9 protein-coding genes and 1 pseudogene are annotated in these 16515 nt (G+C 40.3%); 4 read left to right on the forward strand and 6 right to left on the reverse strand.

Features of this window, described 5'->3' with window-relative positions; all coding sequences use genetic code 11:
- Nucleotides 1-103: 103 nt before the first annotated feature.
- Complete coding sequence (locus tag NPUN_RS33195) at nucleotides 104-2917, reverse strand: ATP-binding protein (protein WP_012412723.1); 2814 nt, start codon at nucleotides 2915-2917, stop codon at nucleotides 104-106.
- Between the two features lie 166 nt (nucleotides 2918-3083).
- Complete coding sequence (locus NPUN_RS33200) at nucleotides 3084-4652, reverse strand: GMC oxidoreductase (protein WP_012412724.1); 1569 nt, start codon at nucleotides 4650-4652, stop codon at nucleotides 3084-3086.
- Nucleotides 4653-5182: 530 nt separating this feature from the next.
- On the opposite strand from NPUN_RS33200, the gene tmk reads away from it, so the two are divergent.
- Nucleotides 5183-5818 (forward strand): dTMP kinase, encoded by a 636-nt coding sequence (gene tmk / locus NPUN_RS33205; RefSeq protein WP_012412725.1) that lies wholly within the window; start codon nucleotides 5183-5185, stop codon nucleotides 5816-5818.
- Between the two features lie 125 nt (nucleotides 5819-5943).
- Here tmk and NPUN_RS33210 read toward each other — a convergent pair whose 3' ends face one another.
- Nucleotides 5944-6600 (reverse strand): DUF3386 domain-containing protein, encoded by a 657-nt coding sequence (locus NPUN_RS33210; protein ID WP_012412726.1) that lies wholly within the window; start codon nucleotides 6598-6600, stop codon nucleotides 5944-5946.
- 107 nt (nucleotides 6601-6707) lie between these two features.
- Between NPUN_RS33210 and NPUN_RS33215 the strand changes: the two genes are divergently transcribed.
- Complete coding sequence (locus tag NPUN_RS33215; protein WP_041565797.1) at nucleotides 6708-7382, forward strand: LuxR C-terminal-related transcriptional regulator; 675 nt, start codon at nucleotides 6708-6710, stop codon at nucleotides 7380-7382.
- Between the two features lie 354 nt (nucleotides 7383-7736).
- Nucleotides 7737-8114: a hypothetical protein gene (locus NPUN_RS33220; RefSeq protein ID WP_012412728.1), complete on the forward strand. Its 378-nt coding sequence runs from the start codon at nucleotides 7737-7739 to the stop codon at nucleotides 8112-8114.
- Between the two features lie 170 nt (nucleotides 8115-8284).
- Here the strand turns inward: NPUN_RS33220 and NPUN_RS33225 are convergent, their stop codons facing one another.
- Both NPUN_RS33225 and NPUN_RS33230 read right to left on the reverse strand, forming a co-directional pair.
- Nucleotides 8285-9733, reverse strand: a complete 1449-nt coding sequence (locus tag NPUN_RS33225; RefSeq protein ID WP_052304722.1) for an AAA-like domain-containing protein — start codon at nucleotides 9731-9733, stop codon at nucleotides 8285-8287.
- 510 nt (nucleotides 9734-10243) lie between these two features.
- Complete coding sequence (locus NPUN_RS33230) at nucleotides 10244-10645, reverse strand: hypothetical protein (protein WP_012412730.1); 402 nt, start codon at nucleotides 10643-10645, stop codon at nucleotides 10244-10246.
- A gap of 1445 nt (nucleotides 10646-12090) precedes the next feature.
- On the opposite strand from NPUN_RS33230, the gene NPUN_RS33240 reads away from it, so the two are divergent.
- Nucleotides 12091-14808, forward strand: coding sequence for a zinc-dependent metalloprotease (locus NPUN_RS33240; protein ID WP_012412731.1), 2718 nt, complete (start codon nucleotides 12091-12093; stop codon nucleotides 14806-14808).
- A 51-nt stretch (nucleotides 14809-14859) separates the two neighbouring features.
- Here the strand turns inward: NPUN_RS33240 and NPUN_RS38420 are convergent.
- Nucleotides 14860-16375: pseudogene (locus NPUN_RS38420) on the reverse strand (IS5 family transposase).
- Between the last annotated feature and the right edge of the window lie 140 nt (nucleotides 16376-16515).

Genomic DNA, 16515 nt, shown 5'->3' on the forward strand with positions numbered 1-16515 from the left:
TTAATGCGTTATTTTGTATTAAAAACGCTATGCCTTTACGCAAAACTGTACCTATTTATTTTAATTTGGTTAAAAATTTAACTACGTCAAATAATGCTGAGAATTAGATAGCTTGCTGATTTAGCGGAATTACAATTACAAATTCTGTCCCCTTTCCAGGAGCGGAAATGCATTCTAATTTTCCCTGATGTTTTTGAGTAATAATCTGATAACTAATAGATAAACCTAATCCCGTACCTTTCCCAACTGGTTTAGTAGTAAAGAATGGTTCAAACAACTGTTTTTGTACTTTTTCTGGAATGCCTGTACCATTATCAGCAATGCAAATAACTACCTGATTATCGCTAGTGAGTTTAGTATGAATGCGTATCTGGGGAGTAGAAAGCGCTTTTTCTACTACTTCCCACTCACTATTCTCCACTGCTTCTTCTAAAGCATCGATCGCATTTGCTAGAAGATTCATAAATACCTGATTCAGTTGTCCGGCATAACATTCTACTAATGGCAGATCGCCGTACTCTTTGATAATATCAATTGTTAGAGAGTTAGATTTAGCCTTGAGTCGATGTTCTAGAATGAGCAATGTATTATCTATACCCTCATGGATATTTACAGCTTTCATCTCTGTTTCATCTAACCGAGAAAAGTTTCGCAGAGATAGGACAATTTCTGTGATTCTTTCGGCACCGACGGTCATAGAAGTTAACAATTTGGGCAAGTCTGCTATTACGAAATCTAGGTCAATGGCTTCTGTTTCTTTTTTAATTTCTGTTACTGGATTAGGATAGTTTTGCTGATATAATTGCAGTATCTTCAGTAAATCTTCAATATATTGATTGGCATGGGTGATATTGCCATAGATAAAGTTGACTGGATTGTTGATTTCGTGCGCTACTCCTGCTACTAACTGCCCCAAACTGGACATTTTTTCGCTATGTATGAGTTGAGATGCTAAATGCTTTGCCTCTTGGCGTAATTGTGCTTCTGAGTATCGCAATATCTGCTCTGCTTGTTTGCGCTGGGTAATGTCGTGGAGAATGACGACATACTCCTGAAAATCCTGATGGGGCCTGTCTGAGATCGAAACTTCTAGGATTTTGTTTTTGCCATTGCGGAGTAAGGTTTGTTCGCTGCGCTTTGCCCACTCGTCTGGATAGTAGACTAATGCAGTTAGCCATTTATTGAGGTGATTTCCCCGCAATTCAGATGGGTTGACACCAAAGAAAGATTCAGTGGCTGGATTCGCTTGCTGGATAATACCTCGATCGTCCACAACTAAAATACCATCTTGGGCAACAGTAAATAGGTGTTCGGCAGCTTCACGGGCTTCTGCGATCGCCACCACTTGCGGTAAACTTGTCCAACAAGCGATCGCTACTCCCACAAATGCCACCGTCATCAGCAGCACCACAAATATATTCTCCCCCGCCTCACTTGCCGTTTTATTAAGTTTGACACCAAATAACCAGCCAACTGCCACTGCGCTGCACAGTAAAAAAATCAGGATGCTCACCTGAAGAACTACTGAGTCTTTGATCATCACCACAGGGCGCGATTTATATCGCTGCATCCACCAACTGGGATGAAATGGAGGGAATTTCACCCGGCGAATCACTGCATCTATTCCCATAACCCCAATGGGAAATAATAGCCCAATTAGCAAGTTGAGCCAACCCCAGGCAAGTCCGCCCACCACTAACACCACAACTTCTAACAGCAGAATCGCCAAAGATATGCGAGGGAACAAAACTTCCGAGCGATCGCGCCGCAGCCAAAGCCCCAAATGCAATAACATAAAGGAGACAAACCAGCCAACATTACCAACGGCTACGATTCGCGCGACATCTCCCCAAATCAAATAAATTAGGCACAACACCAGTGTTAATGTCAGTGCCGGCACAAACACACCCCGACGTGAAACAACGGAAAATACAGGTGAGATGTGTTTGTCTAAAGCCAACTGATACAAAATCCGAGGACAATTAGAAACAACCGTTGCCGAACCTAAAAGACAAGCAGCTACTAGCAAAAAGGAAACACTTATAGCTGCTGATTTTCCCCAGAAAGGTTGGGAAGCCGCCACAAGATTCATAAAAGCATTGTCTTTGAGGCTGGGATCGGTTGCTAACCGCATCATTACCCAAGATCCCCCCAAAAAGATAGGTGGCATCATCCAAGCCGCAACATCTAGAAAACGTAGCGTCTGAGTGGGTTGGCGGCTATCGGCGACAAAAGAAGAAGCCGTTTCACAACTGTAGGTGGCATAAGTGACGAAAAAGAACCACTTTGCCCAATCGACAAAACCCAGAGATGACCAATTGCTAGGAAAAAACCCTGGACTATCACCAGAGAAAGCTAACCAGCCAAGACCCTGTACACAGAAGGTAATTAGCAATCCAAAGGCTGGAATTACAAAAAATAAATGTAAAATACTGAGGGCGCGAGTTCCACTAAACGCGACTATAAACGGCAACAGTGTAAAGCCAATATCTAAAAGTATTTCTGGACAGGCAATACCCAGCGCCTCCAAATTCACCTTAATTAAATCTTTGAGGACGATAGTATTAACTGACAGGTAAGAAACCCAGTTGAGCAAGTATCCAATTGCTGCATAGCAAGCTATTCCTGGATAGTTTTGCAGCAACTTAGTAGCATAGTTAGGCGTTCCTCCAGCCACATTTATAAAATGCATACCCAAGCGTTTTACCTGGTAGTTGAGCAGCATTCCGAAAATCACCGCAGGTATCCAGACAAAAATAGCTTGGGGACCGAGAGCAGCATGAATTGCTGGAACCAATGCTGTCCAGGAAATATGAGCTGTTAAACCGAAACCCCAACTTTCAACAGCACTTAAGCTTCTAGTCAAGCCAGGGTAAGAAGATTGGCCCAAAGTGGGATGAGCAGGATGGGACATCATTGGCAGTGCTGGGTGGGATACTGTAATTAAACTTATTAGCTAGAGTTCCCATCTTCTAAATGTTCTGAACAGAGACTTTTTGCTCGAAATCATAACATATTCACAACACCAGCATTTCTTTACACCATAATTTGGTCTTCCAGGTGTAGCTGATAGTAGCCTGTCTTTACTCCCACTCCATGCTTTCAGGAAGCTTCTTATTGAGAAAACGATCCATGCACCGCTCCGCTAAAGCCGCGATGGTTAGCGATGGGTTAGTGCAGGCAGTCGAACCAGGAATCAAAGAACCATCTACAACAAACAAATTAGAATAGCCGTGGACTTTGCCGTAAGTATTGCATACAGCACCCATAGTTGCACCACCAAGAGGATGCGCTGTCGCACTAAAGTCAAGGGGTGCGCCAAAAGTTGTACCATTTGCTTGATTTAGCCGTTGGTAAGTATACTGATTAGCCTGGGTAATTTTCTGATTATTGGCTGAGTCTTTTGGCCAAAACAGATTAGCTGATTGCGTAGAAGTATTGTAGGTCAGATAGCCCTCTGGCTTGGCGATCGCTAGACTCAGAGGAGCTAAAACACCTTGTGGAACTATCGGAAAAGGAAGTTGCTCAATGACTAATGGAGCGATGGGATTGTCGAAGTCTTCAATTACTACCGATGCTGGCCCGCCTAATGTGGCATTCGTTTGATTAGAAGTAACGATCGCACTTATCCCATCACCGTTAGTTCCCCACAATTTTCCGACTTGATTGTTCAGGCGACCCAATGTGCCATTGTGCTTGGCACGTAAAAGCAATTCGGTGGTGCCAATGGAACCGGCTGCTAAAAACAGATAGCGACAGATAAAGGATTTTTTAGCCAGCACAACTCCCCGCTCATCGATTTGATTGCAGGTAACTCGGTAACGCCCAGCATGGTATTCTTCGATCGTGTTGACTACGTGTAGGGGTCGGATTTCCACCTTTTTAGTAGCTTCTGCCCTGCTCAGATAATTTCGATCTAAGCTATTTTTGGCACCACTATTAAGACCATAGTAAGCTTGACCTGCGATCGCAGAAGGAACCTTCTTACCCGCAATTTCTTGGCGAACGATATCCCAATCAACAGCTACATCAAGTTTGCGGGCTTTTAAACCAGCTTTGGCTGCTTGCTCTAATAAAATACGGCTTGCTAAATAGTAGTCAGTTTTTAGAATATCATCCGGTATGGGAGATGGTTTGAGGACGGAACGCACCCTTGGATAGTAAACTTTATCCAGTTCCTCATATTTGATACTGCGTGGAAAGACTTGATAAAAAAGTTCTTTAGTTGGCTGATAACTGACAGCATTGTAGACTAGCGAACCGCCTCCTACCCCTGCTCCACGATAAGCAATAATCCCATCGCCTACCTTAACATCCAGGACACCAGTATAAATATCAATTGGAACTTGGTTGAATATAACTGTAGTCGGACTTAACCAAGTAGACCGACCATCTGGGTTTTGATATGTGGAGAAAGTATTACCTGCGGCGGTGATTGGCCATCGTCGTCCCCGTTCCAATACTATGGTTTTAATTCCAGCTTCACCAAGGCGCAATGCTGCAACTGCTCCACCAAAACCGCTACCAATCACCAGCGCTTCTACACATTCTTCACCACGATAGGTTGCAGAAGCAATCTTAGACACGCCTATGCTTGCAGTTGCTGCCAGTGTTGCCCGAATAAATTGACGACGTTTAATTACGCCTGACATACTTGATTTCCTGTACGAGTTGATTATGCACCGACACGTTGACATACCAGTTGAAATAACTAGCTGTAATTGATGTCTTTAAGGAATTACAGAAGTAACTTAAAAATCTCGACCACCTGGTTATGGCAACTTCTGTTACATTCGTTGCACAATCCCAAAAATATCAGTATCAAAAATAGTTGATCTGCCAAATTGCCAAAAACTTGTTCTTGTGTATTTTAGGACTAGCCCTTTCAAGGTGACTCATAAAATCTCTTATTTTTCCTCAGCGATCTCTGTGCCTCTGCGGTTTAAAAGTATTTTTTCTAACCACAGAGGCGCAGAGAACACAGAGTATAGAGCTTAAAGAGGAATCTATTTACCAAAATTTTTACGCACCTTGAAAGGGGTAGTCTTATATTTAGAAACTTTCAAATAAAAAAGTATCTAACTACTGATTGTGGGGTAAGCGTCTCACCCGCCTGTAACACTTCACGCTATTCTTGATTAAACGTCAGCGAACAAGTTTATTGCAGCGAACTTTAAAAAGCATGGGTGGCAAATTAATTGTATTTGAAGGGGTGGAAGGCTGCGGCAAAACCAGCCAAATGCAGCTTTGTTCTCAGTGGTTGGAAAGTTTGGGTGTTTCTGTGGTAGTCACTCGTGAACCAGGGGGAACAGAGTTAGGCTTACATCTTCGCCGCTTACTACTAGAGAAGGCAGAGGATAAACCAGTTGCAGAAGTGACAGAACTTTTATTGTATGCTGCTGACCGATCGCAACACGTGGAACAAGAACTTAAACCAAATCTCGCAGCAGGGAAATATATTTTATGCGATCGCTACACTGACTCTACCATTGCCTACCAAGGATATGGTCGCGGTTTGAATATGAGTTTAATCAATCAGCTTAACTATATTGCCACTGCCGGCTTAGAAAGTGACTTAACTATTTGGCTAGATATCGATGTCGAAGTTGGACTAACCCGCAAACGGGGAGATGGAATCGCATTAGACCGCATTGAACAAGAAACAATCGCTTTTCATCGGCGCGTTCAGCAAGGATACGCAGAGTTAGCAGCATCTTATCCTTCAAGAATTGTGCGGGTAGATGGCAGCTTGAGTAAAGAAGCTGTGCAACAAGTAATTCAAGAAATTCTGCGCGTACATTTGAAGGGATTGCCATAGATATCGTCTCAAATTTTGAAGGCAAAATTTTTTGAACTGTTTACTTAGCGACTTGCAAAAAACAAAAGCGGTCGCTCCCTTTAGCTTAAAGAGCGATCGCTAATTTTTAAATTACCAAATAAAGATTAAGCAGCAACAGGTTCTAACAATTTGATGTCAGAGAAAATAAATTCCTGAATAGATATTTGTCCTGCTGTTTCGGTACGAATCTCCCGACGATTTAGGATAAAATAATCGCCAACTTTTTCATATTCATCGACAAATTCGCTTCTACCGCCCTTTTGTTCCCCAGTTTTGGGGTCATGGTAAACAGAGTCATAGCGGTGGGACAAGTAGCCTTCTCCGGTGTCGTGGCTGCTGAAAGTGTCAATTGTCACGTAAGTACCGTGGATTAGACGGTGAACATGACACACTTCATTATTGCGGACTTTATATTTATCGCCCTCAGCCTTACCACCCATTAAAAGCTCAACCGCACCAGTTTCATCAGTTTTGCCATAGCTAAAGGTATTGGCGCTGTGGGTGTCTTCAAAGCTGCGGCGGACGCGGTGAATTGCTATCTCCCATGCTTGACCATGAATTGCTTTCTGGGCTGGCTCGTCATCTACATCCAAAACTTCGGCTTTCAGATTGGCAGTGATGATAACCTTGCCTGTAAAAACTTTATCATCTTGCTTATAGGTAATATTTGCGGTATAACCGGGAAAATTCTTGTCCCAAGTATAGCGGTTCTCATAAGCAGCCCGGAAAAGTTCCTGAGCAGAGAGTTGTGTAACTGTCATGTGCTTCTCCTAGTCGCTACTGTAAATTAGCGTTTTAGTTTCCTTGGTATTAGCATAGAAGTAATTGTTGAGGCTTGGATAGTCCCCAACTGGGTACACTTATGCTTATGGTTAATTCTCTCCACGCCATATTTCATGCGATCGCTAATGTCCAAAATGAGCAAGAATTAAGGCTAGCTCTCACGGATAAAATTGGTGAGCATTTTGGTGTGCAAAATTGGGGTATTTATCTCCTAGACGATCGGCCAACGACCCAAATCGATGTTCAGGGTATTCCGGCAGTATGCTTAGAAAGCAATCCAGTCGGGCGCTACGTGGTTGAGCGTCACGCTCCCGCCCATGAGCAGTTATTATTATCACCAGGAGACTGGAAGCATTTTTGCTCGCGTTCCGATCACGAACACGTAATGACTGGGCCTATTGTTTGCGATGGCCGTCTTGTAGGAACGCTTAACTTGGCTCGTGATAAGGGGAATCCTGCTTTTAATGGCAACGATTTAGCCGATCTGAGTGCATTATGCATCCATTTATCAGCAAAAATGGCGACTCTACGGACGACAAAACCACAAATATCCAATTCCCTTTTAGTAAATCCTCTAACAGCGCGTGAGTTAGAAATTGCCGAATTAGTGGCGCAGGGGTTAACAAACTCAGAAATTGGGGAAAAACTTTGGATTACGCAAAATTCTGTCAAACAAGCTTTGAAGAGGATGTTTCGTAAGCTGAAGGTTTCGGCGCGTGCAGAAATGGTGGCAAAGCTGCAAGATATAAAAGTTTCTTAAAGGAGATCGGAGGCAGTTTCCTCTCCTCCTTGCTCTTTACCCCATATATTGCAAAATGTAATTTTGCAATATATGGGGTCTCAACTATTTAGTTAACACTTACAGCAGTTTTTAAATTAATAGACTATACCACACCTTGCTACTTGCCCTAGATGTATGTAGCCTATAAGTTTAAAATTTGTTGCAAATTTAAATTATTTTTGTTGCAATCAATTTTTTAACTATTTTCTTAACTGTCTTATCTGTCATTGCATTTTGTTGGCGATGACGGCAGAATACTACGTGACAGTAAAAAATAGTTGTCAAAAATGCAATTATCTCAATAGACTTGATTCTTTTTAAAGGGGAAAATTAGTGAGTTCGTTAGAGCAAAAACATATCGATATCTTAACACAAGGTAAAGACATCAAACTGTCTGGTAATCCCATTCAAACTGAAAATTTTTCTATTCAAAACACTCTACGAGATGGGGGGAAAATCCGCTTCAAAATTCGTTATTCTGCCGAACTACAGGGTTTTTGCCTACTGGAAGTTTTTCTGATCGGAGCGCAAAACAGAACACAAACTGCTAGCATGACTATTCCCAACGGTGGCTCGACAGCTACTGTTCAAGAACAAGAACAAGAATTTGGTATTTGGGAGCCAGGAGATTATTACTTCTTTTTCAAAATGTCTTCCAATAATGGAACATTTTTTATTGAGGATTATCAACTTTATTGGTCAGCTAGTTAATTAGTTTAAAATCTTTTCCAGCCGCCATCATTTAAAAATGTAGATAGTTCTTGGTGTTACTAATTCAAGAGCCAAAAAGTTCACGCTCAAGATAAATCTGAGCAAAGAAAACCTCTGCTCAGAATTTCGGTAAGCATCGAAGTGTAAGAGAAAATGTACCTGTAGTTTTTTCAAGCACGTTTTTGCAATGATTTATATTCAAATTCAGCAACACCTAGTTGTTTTTTAAAGTAAGCGCGGTAGAGTTGGCAACGGGGTAGGATGCGATCGCCTTCATAAGTGATTAATCCCAAGCTTTCGAGCTTATGAGCATCAATGGGATTCAAAGAAATGCTTTGCTTTGAGCTAACAACTTCAATATATGCCTTTACTAAACTGGAATTTTCTTGCAGGATTGCCCAGTGTCGCCATAAATGATAACGGTAGATACCGCCGTTAGCGATCGCCTCATATATTACTTCCTCTAAGGTGGTTCCTTGACAGCATATATAATACAGAGCAATCCGAATTAGCGCTGGATGTCCCCCCACCAGAGACATCAGTTGCATAACCTCGTTCTGAGAAGTCCAGTTCAGCCCATGCCGTTGGGCCAAATACTCTACTTGATGCTTAGTAAATTCTGGCAGACGGATCGGTAGTCCAATATTAAATGGTGAACGGTTGATATCTAGAGAGACGTAAACTTCTGTAGAATAAACCACCACTAGCCTAAGCTTCTGCAAGTTAGCATCTTGTCGTGCTTCTTCATACCAAGAGCGTAACAAACCAAAGAACTCCTGAGCAATTTGAGGATATTCAAAAAAGTGGTCAACCTCATTTAACACTAAAACTACTGGACTTTTACTCTGCTTCAGTAAATAGGATTGTAAGTATAAACTGCAACTTAACTTACAGCCTATTTCCTCATCCCAGTTTTCATCTAGCTTAGGGTCTATGCCTAATTCTGTTGCAATTTGCCAGCAAAAAGAACGCAAAAACTTGTTTAAGTCTGTCAGACAGGTTGCATCCATTTGCTTGCAATTCAGGTTCACAGGGCGATAACCTTGCATCTGGGCAAAAGCCAATAGCCGCAACACAAGAGAAGTTTTTCCCATCTCTCTTGGCGCTCGAATTCGGATCACACAGCCTGGTTGAATTATTTCTCGATAAACTAGTTCTTCAATGGGAGGACGTTCGACATAGAAGGGGGAATCAAGGGCTACTGGACCATCTGGGTATGACCAAAGATTTTCGAGTTGGTTATGGTGCTGGGTAACAAATGATTCTAAGGACAAATGCGGAGATAATTTCTTTTCCCCGGTATCTAAACTCAACAATTGAGTTGGATAAACTTCAGTATTATTCGGTTCACTCAAAATTGTGTAGTCTTCCCTGCGTAATTCTAGGTTAAAGGCGGTAAAGCACAACTTTAAGGTTTTTTGATCCACGCCTGTATTCAACGACCATAATCGGTTCAGAGTTTTGGTTGAAACATTCATGCGATCGCCTAAATCTTCTAGAGTGAAGTGATTGCCATTGTTTTGAACCTTTTCCATAGCCAGAATCGCCGCTTGTAAGCGCTTCAATCCAGCGATTGTTAGGACAATTCCTCGCTTTCGCGTACTTTTAGAATGCTTCATATCGCTAATCATCTATACTGCTTTTTATTAACTGTCTCTTCATTGTTCCATGTTTTTAAACAGTTATCATACAGTTATTTATATGTTGCTAAATTACTAAATTTTAGTAATAAACTATACATAGCTGATTGATAGCAGCTAGATTAGTAGGTATAAATAAACATAACTATATTGTATTGATTGTTATATTTACTACCCTATCCAAGGCTGTTGACGCTTCTGCATCAAATGGCTTTTACTGCTTACAAATAACAAGCCTGAATAGTTCTCTTTATTTATGCCAACTTCCGAGGATATTGCTTAAATATTTCTTATCTTGTATTAATCTGAATACTGCAGTAGGGGCGCACAGCTAACTGTACGCCCCTACTAAAGCACTATATTTTATGCAACTGAGAGCGCGTTACCCAAGTATTAGAATTCGGTGGTTAGACACCAGCGCCCCTATTATTACTATTTTATTGGCGAAAAGTTATTAGTACTTGCTGCCAATATGATATGGTAACGCATTTAGCGTCCAACTTTGTTTGAGACATCTCTGGCTGCTTCTGCCGCACTGTCGCCTACATCACTAGCAGTTTCTTTAGCGCCCTTTACGTATCCACCTCCAAACTCTTTAAAGGCTTCTCCAGACTGTTGCCCAATCTTCTGAAGTCGTTCACCAGGAGAATCTTCGGTTTCACGAGCATCCTTAAACCACTGCCCTACTGTTTTCGGTCTTTCAGCATCATTTTGCTCTACCTGTTCGCGGACTCTCTCCTTTAAGCCTTTATCATTCTGCCCCTGCTCATAATTAACATTCGTTGTCAGCACTAGAAAACCAACTACGACAACAGCCAAAAAAGATTTTACCTGAAGTCCTTTAAGTAAGCAACTGATGTTAGCAATCGTCCTAGAAATCAAATTTATCATGCCAATTAGCTTTTTTTTGACTACAAATAAAGATTAACTATAGAAAGCTAATTATCCTTCTAGCAAAAGGCATAAATCAGTTAGAACGAAGAAAGACTTTTTAAACCTTGCGGAGGAGGTGGTTGGTTAGATAAATAGATATTTGTATTCATCTATGTGCAAGAGCAATGAGCAATACTGCCTTTAGCTAGAGAGTTTACATAATAAGCGAGAGAGCCACTGCTGAACCAATTAAATTGTTATTACAAATAGGATAAAGGCCTAAATTTCAGTATTATCAAGAAAAATTGTAGGTTGGGTTAAGCAAAGCACAACCCAACAGAACCCCAGAAATGTTGAGTTTAGCTTCTCAACCAAATCTACGCGTTTTAAGGTTTTTGGCGCTAACTAAACCGTGTTGTATGACAAATAGGATAAAGGTATACACCTAATTGTTATCAAGTTTTGTCAATCTAATTAGGAAAATCATGATGCTAAAAAACTCCCACAAATTCAAGCAATTATAGCTGACAAAAACTCAGTAAATTTGGTTGATATTGCCATTCTAAAATATGATTATTTTGGTACTTAATTTTATCTAAGCTTGCCTCCCAATTGCAATCAGTAGTAGAATATTATTTGAACCAATTAAGCCAATATAGTCAAGGCTACTTTGGAAGATAATATGCCAATTATTTGGTTAAAAATCAACTAAATGCCTGAAATATCAGCCCGGAACTATGAAGACATTGCCAAACTAATCTATTTACTCTGCGATATTTAGCCACCCACGATATTTTTCATGTATTGCTTGATTTTGACACCACTGATGTGGGAAAAATTGGGTACTTGCTTTTGCTGCTACACAAAATTACAGCAAACCCTTCCAAATCAGTTTGTGGTTGGCTAGACTGCTCTATTCCATCCTGGCTCCCCAAACAAATCAAAGCAATCTTCCTCAACCTGGCGAAACAGCGTAAACTAGGTAAAAAAGCTGATTTTTTGTTGGGATACCGCTTTTAAGAGATTGAAAAGAAGCAATTAACCATGTGAGTAAACGGTTAGGCTCACCATAAATTTCCCTAATTCATCTGAAAAAAGTATTTAACTGTTTAATCAGAGCTTTTTTAGAAGTTTTACTCTTTGTTTATAAATCTTGCTTAAGATTCCTTCGCCTGCCAAATGTAGCACTAAATACATTTTTAATGCTACATTTGGTTTTTAATACAGATAGAGTTTAAAAAAAACATATATCTTTAGTTATAAAAATTATCTGTCCAAAGAGATAGATAGTTCCCAAAGACCTACTAAAAACAATCAATAGTTACAGGACTTTTAGGCTAGAGATATTGTCTGAATCAGTGGATTTATACCGTAATCCCTAGATATTTGAAGGGCTTGCAGAGGACAAAATAATCCACATTTTTTCCTTAATACGAGAACTGCTTCAGCTGGAAAGCCAAAGGATGAAATACTGGATCGGGAAATTAGCAATCTTTATAGTATTACTGTATAACTTGTTCATCTATAGTGATTATGCAGGAGCAAATCAACTTTCAAATATTGATGTACAGCAAGCAAATGCGCTCCCAGCAGTTGAAAACTTAGCAAATACTGACAACGATATTGCTAAGAATAGAAAGGAAAATTTTTGCCGATTTAATGAGGTTGTCAAAGGGATAAATAAAGTAGAAGGACTCTTCACACTTTATTGCACTGAGAATTCGGGAAAAATTTACTTAGAAATTAAACCAGAACAGCTAAATAAAGACTACCTAGCTATAGCGACATTAGAATCGGGTGTTGGAGAAAGTGGAATTTATAGTGGATTACCTCTTTCTGATTTTATCTTTTACTTCCAACGAGTAAACAATAGATTGCACTTTGTGGTGCGGAATGTGAAATTTCGTGCAGAAAGTAGACCAGAACAGCGATCGCTTGCTCGTTCATTTAGCGACTCAGTTCTTTATTCACTCGAAATCGCCAATATCGATCCACAGAATGAAAATATTCTGATCGACCTGAATGAACTGCTAATGCAGGATTTACCTGGATTAACTACCATTTTGAAATACTCTTTGCAGGCTGATTACCGCTTGGACGCACACAAGTCATATTTTGGGAATGTTAACAGCTTTCCAGAAAATATAGAAATTGATTCTATTTATGGTTTTTCATCATTAGAAGGAGCAAATTTAGTTACCGTACCTGATAGTAGGGCACTTACTCTCAAGGTACACTACAGTTTTTCTCAACTTAGAGAAAACAATGATTATATTCCCAGACTTGCTGATGACAGAGTGGGATATTTTATTACTGCTTTTCAAGATTTATCTAATAAGAATCCTCATGAATCATTTGTACGTTACATCAATCGTTGGCATTTAGAGCCATCGAATCCGAATGTCCCCTTGTCTCCACCCAAAAAGCCAATTGTGTATTGGATTGAAAATGCTGTGCCACTAGAGTACCGCGATGCGATTCGTGAAGGCGTTTTAATGTGGAACAAAGCATTTGAAAAAGCTGGATTTCAAAATGCTATTGAAGTGCAGCAAATGCCAGATGATGCTGATTGGCAACCGGCAGATGTACATTACAACACTATTCGCTGGTTCAACTCTTTGGATGCAGGTTTTGCTAGAGGCCCAATGCGCGTCAACCCATTCACTGGGGAAATATTGGATGCAGACATTATGGTAGATGCCAATATGGTGCTATCAATTCAGCAAGAATATCACGCATTGATGGAAGTAAATCCATCTTTAGTGGGCAAAAACCCATGTCAAGCTCTTTGGGGAAGCCAAAAACTAGGAGCTAATAATTCTCTTCTACCGGACTCTGAGTTCTGCTATGGTATGGAGTCTTCAAATCAAGCCGCGATGGGAGCGCTGGCGTTGTCAATTTTGCCAAATACTACAGCCAGTAGTGAAACGATGAAGGAATATGTGTATCAATATTTGCGTTCTCTCATAGCTCACGAAATTGGGCATACTCTCGGTTTGCGCCATAACTTTCATGGCAGCACGATGTTAGCGCCTGAAGAATTAAATAATACTGAAATCACTCACACCAAAGGCTTAGTAAGTTCGGTGATGGACTATCTACCAGTGAATATAGCACCACAAGGAGTACAGCAAGGTGACTATTTCCCAGGAGTTGTTGGGCCTTATGACGAATGGGCAATTGAGTATGGTTATAAAACAAGTCCATCAGCAGTGCTTGAGGGGATAATTCCAGAATCCGAAAAAAGTTTTTTAGAGCAGATTGCACTAGCGTCGCCTCAACCAGAATTATCTTATGCAACTGATGAGGATATCTGGGACATTAATCCTTTGGCGAATGTCTGGGATATGAGTAGTGATGTGCTACTTTATTCGCAGTGGCAAATGGATAATGCCCGCGTTATGTGGCAGCGCCTTGATAAGGGTTATCTATCAAAAGGAGAAAGCTATAATAACCTGCGCGTCTCATTCAATAGAGTGCTTAAATATTATTTTCGGAACGCCACCTTGCTTTCTAAATATATTGGTGGACAATCGTTTCTGCATCTCCATACTAGTGATAATCCTTCTTGGACATTTGTACCTGTTTCACTTTTAAAACAACGTCAAGCATTGATAAAGCTGCAAGAGTATGTATTTGCTGAGAATGCTTTCAGTTTTTCACCACAATTGCTCAATAAACTAGCACCATCACGCTGGGAACACTGGGGTCGTTCTGTACCTAACAACCGCCTTGATTATCCAATTCACGATCGCATTCTGGGTTTCCAAAGTGCGGTGCTGCGATCGCTATTAGACAGCGATCGCCTCAATCGTTTACAAGATATAGAATTAAAGACTCTCCCTGGGGAAGCACTTTCTATCCCGGAACTGTTCCATACCCTGCAAACAGGCATCTGGGCAGAAGTTTTAACCCCAGGAGAACCAAAGCCAATTTCTAGCATCCGTCGTTCATTGCAACGGGAATATCTGAATATTTTGCTAGAAATGATGTTGGGTACTACCGATACACTTGAAGATGGTCGGACGTTGGCTTGGTATGAATTGCGCCAACTGCAAAAAGCCATTGATGTCAGACTCAAACAACTAAGTGAAAGCATTGATATTTACACCTTAGCCCACTTAGAAGCTTCTGGCGATCGCATCACCAAAGCATTAAATGCACATTTACTCTCTAAGTAGGGCTTGCTGAAAAAGTCATAAAAAAGCAATTCTTTTGGGTTGACTAGTTATTTAAGCAAGGTCAAAGATAAGTTTTTGTTGCCTATAGCTAGCAAAATCATAATGCTTGGTTATGTCAATCGCTAAAAAATGTCTATTTTTCCAAAATGGACATAAAAAGGCACAAAAAAACCGTGACAGGTGAGTAGAAAGATTCATGACTAAAAAAGTAATAGCAATCACAGTTAGAGTTGTATGAGGAAGTTTCGCCATTACTCTACTCAAGCTAAATCTTCTTTTAGCTTGTCCAAATTTGCCTTCAATACAATTACGAATCCTCTCATCTTGTAAAGCTTGCTTCTTTTTTTCTTTACTCACATTTTTTGGCGGTCTTCCTAAAGGAACTCCACTGATTCTAATACCTCTTTCTTTGCACCAAGATCGGTTTTCTCGCTTTGCGATAAATTTTATCAACATGAACAGATTCTGGATAATATCCAGTGGTAGTTTTTAAAGGATTCTATTTGTGTTTTTAAGTCTCCTGATTCATTAAAGTTATCCCATCTAATATGGTCTAAAAATGCATATCCATCAAAGTAACTAGCAGATAGTTTAGCGCCAAATTCCACGGCTTTACCCGCTTTTCCTCGGACAATTGGACGGATATGTGGTTGGCTTAAACTTACAATACGGTCATCAATGCTCTGCTTTTTATTTTCATACAGCCATAGTTGTTGACGATATACTTCTGCGACTACCAGCAACATCTTATATTGTCTATTAGTTAAACTTTTTAGAGATGCTCCTGCTACAATTAGCTGGTCAATATAGGATAAGTTTCTTTTAATATATTGGAGTTGTTTTTTAATCGCTTTTCTCCTCTCTTTTTGAGATACACGACGTTTTTTAGCTACTTCTAAGTAGTCTTTCCTAGCTATTTCTCGGTAAGTCCTTGGTTTTTTCTCTAATATTCCCTTTATCTGTTCATAAAGCAAGTCAATTATTCTTTCTGTCTGTTTTCTCGCTTGATTTAATAGGTTTAAATCTGTTGGATAGCTGATATCACTAGGCACACAAGTCGCATCTAATATTAATTTCCCTCGATTTCTTAGCGTATTACCTTGTTCTGCTGCTTTTTCTGTCGATAGCGCAGCGTTAGCGAGTTCGCGAGCGTCTTCTGTTTTTTTTCGGTGTCAATAGAAGATGCTAACTCTAGCATCTTCTTAACCATTTCTTGATTCACATTATTGACTAGTTCTGCACTGATTCTTTCTCGAAAATGTACTAACATGGATGCGTCAAATGGAGTTTTGTTACTATAAGATGACATCCCTATAAAGTACTGTAAATAAGGATTCTCCTTGATTTGCTCTACTGTTTCCCTGTCGCTTATACCTAGTTTCTCTTTAATTATTAATGCACCTAACGCCATCCGAAATGACTTTGCTGGTGCCCCTATCTCTGCGGAGAATCCGGCAGAATATTCCGACTCAAATTCTGTCCAGGGTATTAAATCGGCCATAATTACCCAACGATTATCTGATGATAACTTTCCCTCAAATGGAAGCTCAAAACTTTCTGCTGGAATTGGAGTTGATTCTTCTTTTCAGTACATAGTTAATAATGATACACTATGCTGCGACGAACCACTGTGATGCAAGGATTTTGGGCTATTTTACCTTCTTGTCTTGCACCTGAATATACTTCTTTGGTCTGAGAATCTAGAGA

Origin of the sequence: Nostoc punctiforme PCC 73102 (assembly GCF_000020025.1) — a bacterium.
Classification (GTDB): Bacteria; Cyanobacteriota; Cyanobacteriia; order Cyanobacteriales; family Nostocaceae; genus Nostoc; species Nostoc punctiforme.

What these genes read in the sequence shown, in the direction of transcription:
- NPUN_RS33195 (WP_012412723.1), bottom strand. Translation starts at nt 2,917, where the DNA reads ATGATGTCCCATCCTGCTCATCCCACTTTGGGCCAATCTTCTTACCCT.
- NPUN_RS33200 (WP_012412724.1), bottom strand. Translation starts at nt 4,652, where the DNA reads ATGTCAGGCGTAATTAAACGTCGTCAATTTATTCGGGCAACACTGGCA.
- tmk (WP_012412725.1), top strand. Translation starts at nt 5,183, where the DNA reads ATGGGTGGCAAATTAATTGTATTTGAAGGGGTGGAAGGCTGCGGCAAA.
- NPUN_RS33210 (WP_012412726.1), bottom strand. Translation starts at nt 6,600, where the DNA reads ATGACAGTTACACAACTCTCTGCTCAGGAACTTTTCCGGGCTGCTTAT.
- NPUN_RS33215 (WP_041565797.1), top strand. Translation starts at nt 6,708, where the DNA reads ATGGTTAATTCTCTCCACGCCATATTTCATGCGATCGCTAATGTCCAA.
- NPUN_RS33225 (WP_052304722.1), bottom strand. Translation starts at nt 9,733, where the DNA reads ATGAAGCATTCTAAAAGTACGCGAAAGCGAGGAATTGTCCTAACAATC.
- NPUN_RS33230 (WP_012412730.1), bottom strand. Translation starts at nt 10,645, where the DNA reads ATGATAAATTTGATTTCTAGGACGATTGCTAACATCAGTTGCTTACTT.
- NPUN_RS33240 (WP_012412731.1), top strand. Translation starts at nt 12,091, where the DNA reads ATGAAATACTGGATCGGGAAATTAGCAATCTTTATAGTATTACTGTAT.